The sequence below is a fragment of the Serratia quinivorans genome, from assembly GCF_946227985.1.
Taxonomy (GTDB): Bacteria; Pseudomonadota; Gammaproteobacteria; order Enterobacterales; family Enterobacteriaceae; genus Serratia; species Serratia quinivorans_A.
The window spans coordinates 1-12109 of record NZ_CAMKGL010000021.1 but is presented as its reverse complement, the minus strand read 5'-3'; the positions used below and the strand labels follow the sequence as shown (position 1 = coordinate 12109).

Below are 12109 nucleotides of genomic sequence, written 5' to 3'. Positions count from 1 at the left end.
TGACCTGCTCCCAGTTGATTAGTACACCCCGATGTTAGTAATGTCTTCATAAGCCACATGAGGACATCCCCATGAAGAAGCGTTTTTCCGACCAACAGATCATCAGTATTCTCCGCGAGGCTGAAGCCGGGGTATCCGCCCGTGAACTCTGCCGCAAGCACGCCATTTCCGATGCCACGTTTTACACCTGGCGTAAGAAGTATGGCGGTATGGAGGTGCCTGAGGTTAAGCGCCTGAAGTCGCTTGAGGAAGAGAACGCCAGACTCAAGAAGCTGCTTGCCGAAGCCATGCTGGATAAAGAGGCGCTTCAGGTGGCTCTTGGGCGAAAGTACTGACGACAGACCAGAAGCGGGAAGCCGTGATGTTGATATGTGATGCGACCGGTCTGTCGCAACGTCGTGCCTGCAGGCTCACGGGTTTATCCCTGTCGACCTGCCGCTATGAGGCTCAGCGCCCGGCTGCAGATGCGCATTTATCTGGGCGCATCACTGAGCTGGCACTGGAGCGCAGGCGTTTTGGCTACCGTCGCATCTGGCAGTTGCTGCGCCGTGAAGGGCTGCATGTTAATCATAAGCGCGTGTACAGGCTTTATCACCTCAGTGGCCTGGGCGTAAAACGCAGAAGACGTCGTAAAGGGCTGGCAACAGAACGTCTGCCGCTGCTCCGTCCGGCGGCGCCCAATCTGACCTGGTCGATGGATTTCGTCATGGACGCATTGGCCACCGGTCGCAGGATCAAGTGCCTTACCTGCGTAGACGACTTCACGAAGGAATGCCTGACGGTCACTGTTGCCTTTGGGATTTCAGGCGTGCAGGTCACGCGTATTCTGGACAGCATTGCGCTGTTTCGCGGCTATCCGGCGACGATAAGAACGGATCAGGGCCCGGAATTTACCTGCCGCGCACTCGATCAATGGGCCTTTGAGCATGGCGTGGAGCTGCGACTTATCCAGCCCGGCAAGCCGACACAGAACGGATTTATTGAGAGTTTTAACGGACGCTTTCGCGATGAATGCCTGAATGAACACTGGTTCAGTGACGTCAGTCATGCCAGGAAAACCATCAGTGAATGGCGTCAGGATTATAATGAGTGCCGCCCGCACTCCGCGCTGAATTATCAGACGCCGTCTGAATTTGCGGCGGCCTGGAGAAAGGGTAATTCTGATAGTGAAGGATCCGACATTACTAAGTGAGCGTTGTATCTAATCCTGGGGGCAGGTCACGGCGCCTTCAACACCTGTTGTCACTCCTCGTAAGACAGAAAATCCCGCGCCCACGCTTTTTCAAGCTACAGCTCATAGCATTGTATCTACGGACGACATCGGTTTTCCAAGCAGTAAACTGGCTTTTGGTTGTTTCTTATATCTGTCCGGCATCAGGAATATCTGCACCCAGACAGGTAATCAGCACACAATCAACTCAACAACTGGACTGCCTTGAAGACAAGTATAAAAATCAGGTTTTCGAATTGCCTGAGCACAACGTCAATTTCTTTATACAAACAGAGCATACGACGTACTAGATCGGCAAATAGGTCATTGACCTTGCCAAAAAATCCAGCTCCATTTCAGAAACAGAATTCCAGTATGATATTCACTCCCCTAAGCTGAGATTGTATCGATGAAACAATCACGATCCACTGAAGGACGAATTGTCCTCGCCCTACAGTAAGCTGAGCTGAATACATTAGTGCCGGAAGTTGGGTAATTCCGATGCCACGTTTATACGCGACGTAATAAATACAACGGGATTTCACCTTCATACCTGAAACACATGTGATAATAAGAAGGAAATCTCACGTTAACGACGCTGGGTGCTAACCTGAGCCTAGACAAAACCCTGTTGCATGGGTGTGCTGGCCAAAAAGAGCTGCCCTTGGCGCGCCTGCGCAATGAGCCAAGAATTTGCAGACCCGCAACCTGCACAGACTTTTAACCCTTCCTGGAGAAAATAATGATGTGACCGGATGGCTAGCTAGAATGGATATCCTTTTGAAAGAGTTATTTTCACGGAGGTGATCAGCATGAAGGTAAAAATAAAGGTCTTATGGAAAACACGCGGCTATCTCAGGGAGTCCTTGTGAACGAACCGATGGGTCTGGGTGCCGAGTTCGGACGTCCCCCGGCCCGATTCACCTTCCTTCTCGAATAGCTCGTTGTGCATAACACCTGTACTGTGGCGTTCAATAGGCACGTTTTCGTCAAGATATGGCCGCTAATTATCAACCCCGCTGTAATTGAAAAATACCAACTATATGCCCGCAAGGCACTGCCTTACGGGCGTAATTGGCTGCTGCGGGGCTCAGACGTTTGTCGTTGAAGAGGTAAAATCAAGAGCAGCTCCCTTCTTACAGTGGTCATACTGTGGAAAGTGTGTCACCACATGCACCGTGGCACACTGCATTGGTATGATGCCGTTCCCGCCACTCTCTTAGCATGTTGAACACCGTGCCAAAGATTAGCGGTGGCGTTTACCTTTATCGTTGAAAGCGTAGCCGCTTTTCATAATCATCACGACAATCAGCATCGCAAAAATGTGCTTCTTCTAATGATTCCAGGCAATTATGACACATGCCTATATAAGACAACGATTCACGGATCCTGCTTACCAGCAGTCGATTGACCCTCTCCATTTCCACCTCATTGGCAATATCCACGTCATCAGCCATACTATCCATTCTCCCATCATATAATAATTAACCTTCAAAAAACTTTATGAATGGTATCGTAAAATGGCAACCCCCTGCTTGTTACAAATAATTAACAATGGGGATTCAGCTTGTCCCCATGTCGTTAATCAGAACGCAAGTTAACTGTAGATTCATCACTGTTTTCCGCAAAATTCTCGGGTGGTCCTGATGTCAAACTTTGATAGATGATGGCTTGACACGTCCGAACTCTCTGCCTGATGCTGTGCTTGCGATTGAACCCGCGATAGCAATAACGACATTTCGTCTCAAGCTTGAGATACATGCCTGTCTCGTAGCAGGCATTTTTTATTGACAAGACTCACCTACCATATCTAATTTATTCATGCATAATCACTTTATTTAGACCCTATAAATCATCAAACAAAAATGCCCTCCTTTGCGAACCTTATTCCCCCCATACGACGCATCAATATTCACCAGAACCCACGTTACGTTCATCATTCAGACCGTTGGCGTTATTTTCACGCCAACATAGTCTGTGTGTCTTAGCCGTAAATAGCCCCATTTAAGATCCAGGTACTTTTTGAGATCTAGATAGCTTGATATTTCAGCTTGCATATCTTCGCAGTCATATTTTTCGATATTCATGTGGGGACCCACACAGTTATATCTCGATAGTCATTCCTCTGTTACTTCCCTGACTGCACTCAGTGTTATAAATAGATAATAATGTAATATTTCAGTACGATAATTTCGGTTAAGACACTCAACGAAAGCATTCTGAGTCGATTTACCGGTTTTTGCTAAATTCCATATTGGCACGATGCTAATCCGCACACTTCGCCAGTGTCAGGGAAATAAATGACAAGCCTTGAGCCCTAGGGATAGCACCGGTTTACAGCGATCCTGTCTAACACTAGAACCACACGCAGTGGCGTTACTCAGACTCACATAAACTTTCCGTATTGACATTGGCCCTATCTCTTTGTGACTTTTCCGCCAATAAGCACGGCGAGGCTTGGTTTCCTTCCCAGCCTTCCAAGTCACGGCACCAATGGGGGTGCATGGTTCTGACTCAGGTGATTACAGTTACTTTGTACCAGAGTTCTTAACTATAGTTATCTGGATGCCATATACCGCCACCAATCAATGGCGGTGCCTGGCTAACGTAATTTCTCTCTGAATACGGACATAAAAATGACCTGGTACTCCCCCTCGGCCTTGATAGGAGCAATATCAGTGACTCATAAAAAATACTTTTGGTGGGATGCCCTCCTTATTATCGGATTTCTGATTTTAACTTTTGCAAGCATTTATTTGTTTGTAGAAGACTAACGCACTATGATGCCTAATTTTTACGCAACCCAATGATAGTCCATTTTTTATTGAAAAATTCCCTCAACCATTTTTAATTCCACGCGTCTTGCATAAGCACGGCGCAGTTCTACTGAAAAACTCGCCGGAGCTGTGCCACCAATGGTGCTCATTCTCACAGAGGTACGGGGACTATGTTTATTTCTTTGCCGACGTGCAGGTAGCCCGTCCAGAATTCCTGCACAAGGGACCCTTTTACCTTGACGTCTTCTGTTCTGTCAGGCAGGTGGTGTGAATAGCGGCGACTGGGCTTGAACCCTGCGGCCTCTCCAGATGCAACGCCCGGGGACAAGACCCATCACGGCCATGCCATCGCAGTCGGAGTTACACATTAACCTCTGCCGGTACCTAGCCGATCGGTATCATCTCAAGTCGACAACAAGGTGGGACATCGCCGGGTAGCAAAGAGGTCAGCGTCGGGATGACCCTGACTGATCTGATGTGTCAGTTGTTGCTGTCACTGCCTGAAAAATCCACGGCGTCGTTTGATAACGGGTAGAAGGGTCAGTTCCTGACGCTGTTAAAGGTTTAGTTCGGTATCGATATTTGTCCCGGGGACACTCATAGTATCTGGCTTAATCAAGACATAGATACATTATGCTTTACCTGTAACCAATGAAAATCAATACAAAAAACGGCCTGATGGCCGTTTCATTGATAAATTTAGGAAAGTATTGGGTGTTCTGGCTGCGTCAAAATCGCCCGTTAATCAGCGCCGCCAATTATGTCTTGGTCATCACACTCATACAGTTAATTACTGTTTTTCTTATGATGTTTTTTAGCGTGGGGCTTTTTCTTGCCATGATGTTTAACCTGCTTAACCCTATGGGGCTGAGCCTGCTTTGCCATCACCGATTTTTTCTCTTCCATATATTTTGAGTTTTCAGGATTAATTACCGGTCCCGGCCCGCGAGTAATAATGGATGCAATGGCTGCGGATGTATCGTCACTGGCTTGCGCTGTCACACCACTCAATCCAAGCAATACACCAAGAAAAGTGTTAACGGCTAATCTCTGCATCGTTTAATCATCCTTTGGATAGCAACGGCCGGAGAGGCTATAAGCCTGCTCCTGCGTCAAGATATAGCGGTTATTTATTTAGTGAACGTAGAGCCGCTTTTTCGGCGTTATGAGTTACTTTCTTTTGGGTTTTATTTTTTGCGACTTTTCCCGCTTGTTGCTTTAAAGCTTTCTTCTCGTCGGTCTTGGCGTCCGTTTTTTTTGCCTTAACGACAGGAGAAAAAGCGGAAGGTGCTAAAGGAAGATGTGTTGTTGGTACGGCCACGGCACTTGTGACCCCAAAACAAAATAATGAAACCGCCAGCAGGCAGATTGATAATTGACGCATACGCATACCCATTACCTCCATTGTGAAAATGAGTTCACAGCGTGTTACCGGGAGGTACTGGTCGTCAATATGCTTTCTGCGCATAGCAACCCCGTGCCGCACAAGTCTTTGTATCGTTATAATACTATTGTATTCAAAATCATGCTTGTAAGATTAAGATAATCTGAGCTAAAATTATTACTGTCAGGTAGCAGCTTTGCCGTAGCAAGAGAATTTTGATGTAACACTCCTATTTTCGCCCGCCCCTACCTGCACCGGACCGTGGCCCATAGTTCGCCGAATTAACGCTGCTATTTGTGATCAAATAAGTTATCGAAAATTATTCAATTACAGTAACTATTAACATCTAACATTGTGATTCTCTATTTCGCTAACACCAAAGTGTAGCGCGGCACTACTGAAAAAACAGGCGGTGTTGCGACACGGTACATGCATGGCGACCCCCATTCCCGCCATACAGTACAAACGTTACCTACCCACCCTTTCAATAATCCATAAGTCGAAGGTTGCCGTCCAACAATGGCAGCATTTGGATTTAACCTCCGGGTTACAATAATCAATCGAGTTAGTTGCTGTACTCTGAGTGCTGCCGCCATAGCTCACAACCCACAGTTACACTCTGTAACCACTTCGCCTGTTGACGCCACAAATCTCCCATCCATATTTTTGTATTGTTATTCAAGAGAGTAACGGTACGTCATGAATACCATCAGATGCGTGCCATACCACCTATCAATGGTAACGCCCAGTTTAATGTCGTTCCTGTGTTGGTCTTCATTTTGCGCACCGGGCGTTACCGCCAATCAATGACAGGCCGTGAGTGGGCTCCGGCCTTCCGTCATCTTCGCAGTCGCTGACACCAAATAGATGACAGTTTTGGCCATAAGTAAGCGGATGAAGATAGGCAGAGACTAATGCCATTTTTTCAGGGACGGACACATCAATGGCTTATGAACTAATTGCATACCTTTGGCTCATGGCATCATCCGTAGCCATGCTGGTTGTTATTCTCATGCTACTTGCGTTCAAATTGCAAGGTCATGATGACGATGACGAAGAATAGCACATTCAAACACGGACTTACTCCGGGCATTCAATCCTCTCAACGACTCTGCAGTACGTTCTGGCTCCCCAGATTGGGCTCTGAGTCTTTCTACTTAATCGTAGTCATGCCAAGCTACTCGGGGTTACCGTGGTTTTATAACCCGAACGGCTTAATCGGGTAGGCGTGATGATCAATCCTCTGAACCGCCTCGTTTTTTGGAGAGCAGTTTGTTTGAGTCATCGGGCTGCCATATCGCTAGCTCGTTGGGAAGCATAGTACGCTTGTTCTGCCTCTACCAATGGTATCCGTACAGTTTGGCTACCAAGTCTGGTGTCGGCAATGCGTCGGTCACGTGAGCCAGTCGTATCATTCTGACACTCGAGGAGTACGGTATTTTAAAATGCGAGAGGGTCTGATACAGCACGGTCAGGGCATGGAACAAGAAAATGATCTAAAAACACCGTTCTTTATTCAGATATGTGGACTGACGAAAGCCGATTATGCAGCCGCCCGACGGCAGCCATTGGACTTCCTTCAGCGCGGCTTATCGCTGGATGAACCGGAACAACTAACCATTACCAAAGCTCGCCCGCGTGCCAAGGAAAACCAACGACGTATTGTGTTCGCAGCGCCACAGGAAACAGAACAAAGACCGTACAGCCTGGCAAAAAATACTTGCTCCGGTTCTTGGCGAACAGCATGAGCTCAGTAAGCAAATAACCAAAAAACTGCACCAAAGAAGAACTAATACAGAGGGAGACTAAAAATTTTAACGCGCGCGTAGATCAGGAGATGTGTTTCCTCAGACGAGTAGCAGATAGCTCCGACCGCGGTCCAAATGAGAAGCAGGAAATAATGGAACAGGTTGTGTGAAGAAATTAATCGTAGCATTATCCATAGCTGTAATAATCGCGTTTGGCTTACTTTCCCTAAAGAAATTAAAAGAAATCGCTTGCCCGCAGCAGTGTACGAACATTGGGTTTTGCAAACATTTCCCCTGACGTACGAACAAAGCAACAGAAAACCATAATAAGTCGCTCGCGACCTTGCCGGGGGATACTTACTCGAAAAGCCATCGCAAGACTGGCAATGGCTGAGAGGAGTTACCAGGAAAGGAACGAGGGTTTGTGTTCTTCCTGATGTTGCGGGAGACCGATGGTTTGCCAAGCATTGGCAAAGCGGGCGGCATTGCTAGCCGTGTAATGTACGGTGTGGCGGATGTTACGGTGCCCCAAATAATCCTGGATGAGGCGTGTATCCAGCCCCTGCTCAGCCAGTTCATATCCGCAGGCATGGCGTAACATATGGGGGTGGGCCCGCACAGGGATACCGGCCAACTGCCCGTAATGGTTCAACTTGTTGTAAAATGTTTGGCGCGAAACTTGCCCCCCAGTCGTAGAAATAAACAGCCAGTCGTTCTGTTTTTTGTCGTAATCCCGCCGTTTAGTCATCCAGGTGTGGAGAAGTTCGCACTCTCTAAGTTGTAACGGATGCGTGGTGCTTAACCCCCCTTTTAAGCGACGGACATAAATTTTACTGCTCAGAAAGTCAATATCCGTGGTTTGGATCCCAATAAGTTCACTGACCCTGAAACCGTGAATGAAGCACATCAGGATCATACATCGATCCCGTATGGCATGTTTGGCGCCCGCCGTGGCCTGAAAAATATGTTGAACCTCCCTGTAAGTGAGATACAACCGCTTACTCATGCCCCATTTTCCCTTCATCTATTGTGGTGTTACAAAGTATTAGCAAATGAGTGATTTATTATCAACACCTTATTGTCGGTTATCACGTATTGGTTGGTTGCTTTTTGAAGGCTACCGGTGCTAATGCTTGGTGTGTTGGAATGTAGCAGGTACAGATATCATAGGACTGCAGCAAAATGATTTGAGAGGAGATTAAATGAATAAAATGATGTTAATGGCAGTATTACTGGCAATATCGACATCTCCGTTTGCAGCGTCGCTATTTTCTCCGACCAAAGGCGTAGTGTGCGATAAAAAATCTAACTTCTGTGTGGATGAACAGGGTATCTCCATGGGGTTAACGACCCAGTATTTGGGCAGCAAGGCACAGGAAAAACTGCAAAAATCCCTGGGTGATGGTGCGGGGGTTAGCCTGGGAGAATATACGCTCAGTAACGGTGTACATTGTGATTCGAAGGAAAAACAGTGCTATACCGACCGTTATTATCCGAGAAAAAAGGATAAGCAGGAACCGAAATTGACGACCAAAATTTTTGGGAAATCCCACTAACTTCTAGTGCGCAGAGTGAAGACTTCTCTGGCCTCACTCTGATTTCACTCATTAAGCTGTCGGTAACGGCAGGTTCTCCTGCCATAACAACTCAAACTCCTGCGGATGGCAGTGTGATTCAGGTCGATTGGATGGGTCGCGGTCACGGACGGAATCATAGGTTACGTACAGGACCGTGCAATACGCTGCTGCATCCAGGTTTCAACTTCGTTTTTGAACCAGCGGGAGCTACGACCCAGCTTGATAGGTTTAGGGAAGTCCCCGTCCTGAATAAGCTTGTAGAACCACTTGTCGGTCATCCCGGTAAACGTAGTGATAAACGTCATGTCGATAAGTGGGTTCCCGAACCGGAAAAGTAATGGATTGCCCGATGCTGCGACAACGCTTCCGGCGTCTCAGGGATACCGTACTCCCTGAGATAGTCCGGCGAGGCACAGGTCGCCCAGCGAAACCGGCCAAGGGGACGGGCAACCAGCGTGGAGTCGGTTAATTCCCCGGTTCTGATGACGCAATCCACACCTTCCTGAACAAGATCAACCTGCCGGTCGCTGACGCCAATCATCAGATAAATATCCGGATAGAGCCGGTAAAAATCTTTCAGATTCGGCATGACAATAAAATGGGCGATCCCACCGGGCATATCTATCCGCAGTCGCCCCTGGGGTCGCCTGACGGAATCGGTCAGGCTGGATTCCGTGTGTTCAATCAGTGAAAGGATTTCCCGGCACTGCGCAAGATACTGCAGACCTTCAGGAGTGAGTCTGACCCGCCTCGTCGTCCGGTTAAGCAGACGCACCTGCAGGTATTTCTCCAGATTTTTAATCGTGCTGGTGACGGTGGAAGCTGGCAGTGACAGTGTCTCTGCCCCGCGCACAAAGCTTCCGGCTTCATCAACCCTTATAAAAACCTGCATAGCCTGAATCCGATCCATCGTCATTCTCCCGGATAAAAAAGTGAGTCTTATTATTCGAGAATTATGAATTATGAAAACGGTTTAAGCATCTTTTTCAGGATAATGGCGTGGAGTATCGTTTCCTCATTAATCAGGAAGGAGGCAAGTTTAATGGCAGATTACATCAGAAATATTGTTAACCATCAGGCTGACACGCCACCGGCAACGCTGATTCGTGGCGCAACGATACTGAGCATGGACGAGCGCGTGGGTAATATAGAGCGCGGCGATATCCTCATCACTGGGTCGACTATTACTGCCGTGGGCCATAACCTGGACGCGTCAGGTGATCATGTGATTGTTGCCACCAACATGATTGCCATGCCGGGAATGGTCGATTCTCATCGCCACGCATGGGAAGGACAGCTGCGCCGCATTAACCCTAACGCCACCTGCCTGGACGACTACAGCAACGCCACGCACTTCTCGTTCGCTAAATATTACCGGCCTGCCGATATCTATGTCGGTAACCTGCTGACGGCGTTGGGCGCTATTGACGCAGGTATCACCACGATGATTGATAATTCGCACAACAGCAGTACTGCAGCGCATTCCGACGCTGCGGTTGAGGCCCTGCTTGATACCGGCATTCGCGCCATCCATGCTTCCGGCGCACCGGTAGCCGGCGAATGGGATAAGGCGCACTGGCCGGGTAACTGGCAGCGGCTACTGGAGAAGTAGTTCCGGAATAACCCTGAAAGCCTAGTCTCTCTCGCGGTCATGGCCCAGTTGGAGCCAGAGTTGTGGGCCGAGGCCCGCAGGCTGGGACTGTCGATTGTCACTGCGTTCTTTGGCGCTGAGATGGCATCTGAGCTTGAATCGCTGCATCAGCAGGGGCTGCTGGGTCCGGACAATATTTTCAATCACTGCACGGCGCTGCCTGACCGGGGATGGAAGATCCTGCGGGAAGCAGATGTCCGGGTAAGCGTCTGCCCGCGCTCCGATGCACACTATGGCATCGAAGACGGTATGTTTGCCATTCAGTCTGCGCAGCGTCATGGCATCAACCCCGGTCTGAGCGTTGACAATGAAACGTCCTACAGTAGCGACATGTTTATGGAAATGCGCGTAGCATTTTACCTGCAGCGGGTGATGGGTACTCATCAGCAGAATTGCTGCGGTTCCGCACATTCTCTGAAAACGCTTCAGGCAGCACAGCTCCTTAACAGATGGCGCTGCCTGCGCAGGGCTGCAGGACAAAGTCGGAAGCCTGACGCCAGGCAAACAGGCTGATCTGGTCCTGATTAACACCGGCGACATTAATCTCTATCCATCCGGTAATACCTTTAGCACGGTGGTTCATGCGGCGGAGCGCAGCAATATCGATACCGTGATGATTGGCGGGCGCATCGTCAAACAGGGCGCCCAAGTGTTGGGTGTGGACAGCACGCGTCTTCGTGCGGCGATTGATGAATCACGTCAGCATCTGTTTACCTCCGCTGGGTATAAACCTGACATCTTTGCTGACGCATTCCTGCCGTTGGAGCAGGCGCACTGATAGGGATGAAACGCATGAGCACGATTTATTACTTAATCGCGCTTGCCGCAGGCCTGGGCATCACTCTGCAGACCACCCTGAATAGCCAGCTGGCAAGAGGGCTGGGAGGCGATGCAGTTACCACCACGTTGTTTTCCTTCACGGCCGGGGCAATAAGCCTCGGGGGTTACTCACTGCTGCGAGGGGGATTATCCACATAGCTCCGTCGCAACCGCTGTGGAGTCTGGCAGGCGGGCTGATAGGTGCCTGCGCGCTGCTCATCTATGTCGTGCTCGCACCGAAAACTGGTTTTTCAGTCCTGCTCGGGCTCGCCATCGTCGGACAGACTATTTCGTCGCCGGTAATTGATCATTTTGGACTGATGGAGGCAATTTGAACGACCTGTTTCTCTTATCCGTCTGGTCGGGGTGCTGGTGACGCTTACAGGCCTAGCCATTGTTCTATTCGGTGACAGATGGTCAGCGATTTTCTCAGGCTAACGGCGACCTGCACCACGCTTGGTTCATGAATTACGTGCTCAGGGCAGATGCTTCAATGTCAAAACTATTTCAGCCAACCTCCTCCGTCAGGGTCTGCAGGCAAAGGCCGCGCGGAAGTTCAGCCCGGTTAGCTACCGTGAACACAGGCCTCCGGTATCAGATAACCTGCTGAAACAAGATTTTTACGCCAGCGGCCCGAATCAGAAATGGGCGGGCGACATCATCTATTTACTTACAAATGAGGGCTGGCTCTACCTTGCCATGATCATCGACCTGTGGTCGCGGGCAGTTAGATCCGTGTCTAGGCTCACATCCTCTGCAAGTCGATTTTTTATGGCTTTGTGTTTTCATTTCTGTCAGTGACCGCGTGAATCCACAATACGCTGTTGCACCCAGGCTTCCACTTTGAATAGACCCGGGTTTTATAGACACTTTTTTGCCTCATAATAGAGGCTTAATGAAGGAGTGTTTATGTCAGCCAAAAATTTCACTGAAGAATTCAAAA

Annotated in this window: 9 protein-coding genes and 4 pseudogenes; 6 read left to right on the top strand and 7 right to left on the bottom strand. The window is 48.8% G+C overall.

The annotated features are described in order from the left end of the window. Positions 1-71: 71 nt before the first annotated feature. Positions 72-1192, top strand: a protein-coding gene (locus tag OCH02_RS25295) for an IS3 family transposase (protein WP_112150724.1) whose coding sequence is annotated in 2 segments (ribosomal slippage) — positions 72-330 and positions 330-1192 — 1122 coding nt in all. Because the reading frame shifts where the segments join, the coding sequence is not laid out codon by codon here. A 1283-nt stretch (positions 1193-2475) separates the two neighbouring features. Here OCH02_RS25295 and OCH02_RS25290 read toward each other — a convergent pair. The 4 genes from OCH02_RS25290 to OCH02_RS25280 all read right to left on the bottom strand — a co-directional run bounded on the left by OCH02_RS25290 (position 2476) and on the right by OCH02_RS25280 (position 5377). After that, positions 2476-2667 (bottom strand): hypothetical protein, encoded by a 192-nt coding sequence (locus tag OCH02_RS25290; RefSeq protein WP_198642405.1) that lies wholly within the window; start codon positions 2665-2667, stop codon positions 2476-2478. Positions 2668-3327: 660 nt separating this feature from the next. Continuing rightward, complete coding sequence (locus tag OCH02_RS25515) at positions 3328-3471, bottom strand: integrase core domain-containing protein (RefSeq protein ID WP_410001281.1); 144 nt, start codon at positions 3469-3471, stop codon at positions 3328-3330. Between the two features lie 1302 nt (positions 3472-4773). Beyond that, on the bottom strand, positions 4774-5043 hold the full coding sequence (locus OCH02_RS25285) for a hypothetical protein (protein ID WP_261119695.1): 270 nt from the start codon (positions 5041-5043) through the stop codon (positions 4774-4776). A gap of 70 nt (positions 5044-5113) precedes the next feature. Then, a complete protein-coding gene (locus tag OCH02_RS25280; protein WP_261433570.1) occupies positions 5114-5377 on the bottom strand; it encodes a hypothetical protein in 264 nt (87 codons plus the stop codon). A gap of 1472 nt (positions 5378-6849) precedes the next feature. Here OCH02_RS25280 and OCH02_RS25275 point away from each other — a divergent pair. Further along, positions 6850-7119: a hypothetical protein gene (locus OCH02_RS25275; protein WP_261433569.1), complete on the top strand. Its 270-nt coding sequence runs from the start codon at positions 6850-6852 to the stop codon at positions 7117-7119. A 400-nt stretch (positions 7120-7519) separates the two neighbouring features. On the opposite strand, the gene OCH02_RS25270 is transcribed toward OCH02_RS25275, so the two are convergent. Then, on the bottom strand, positions 7520-8143 hold the full coding sequence (locus OCH02_RS25270; protein ID WP_198642410.1) for a tyrosine-type DNA invertase: 624 nt from the start codon (positions 8141-8143) through the stop codon (positions 7520-7522). Between the two features lie 178 nt (positions 8144-8321). Here OCH02_RS25270 and OCH02_RS25265 point away from each other — a divergent pair, with 178 nt between their 5' ends. Continuing rightward, a complete protein-coding gene (locus tag OCH02_RS25265; RefSeq protein ID WP_261433568.1) occupies positions 8322-8675 on the top strand; it encodes a YcgJ family protein in 354 nt (117 codons plus the stop codon). A 161-nt stretch (positions 8676-8836) separates the two neighbouring features. On the opposite strand, the gene OCH02_RS25260 is transcribed toward OCH02_RS25265, so the two are convergent. Together OCH02_RS25260 and OCH02_RS25255 are read right to left on the bottom strand one after the other, a co-directional pair. Continuing rightward, complete coding sequence (locus OCH02_RS25260; RefSeq protein ID WP_198642412.1) at positions 8837-9001, bottom strand: helix-turn-helix transcriptional regulator; 165 nt, start codon at positions 8999-9001, stop codon at positions 8837-8839. A gap of 20 nt (positions 9002-9021) precedes the next feature. Beyond that, positions 9022-9606, bottom strand: a pseudogene (locus OCH02_RS25255) (LysR family transcriptional regulator); the annotation flags it as partial. Positions 9607-9738: 132 nt separating this feature from the next. Here OCH02_RS25255 and OCH02_RS25250 point away from each other — a divergent pair. The 3 pseudogenes from OCH02_RS25250 to OCH02_RS25240 form a co-directional block, all read left to right on the top strand. After that, positions 9739-11125: pseudogene (locus tag OCH02_RS25250) on the top strand (amidohydrolase family protein). A gap of 14 nt (positions 11126-11139) precedes the next feature. Beyond that, positions 11140-11604, top strand: a pseudogene (locus tag OCH02_RS25245) (DMT family transporter). Next, positions 11605-11895 (top strand): annotated as a pseudogene (locus OCH02_RS25240) (IS3 family transposase); the annotation flags it as partial. Positions 11896-12109 lie beyond the last annotated feature (214 nt).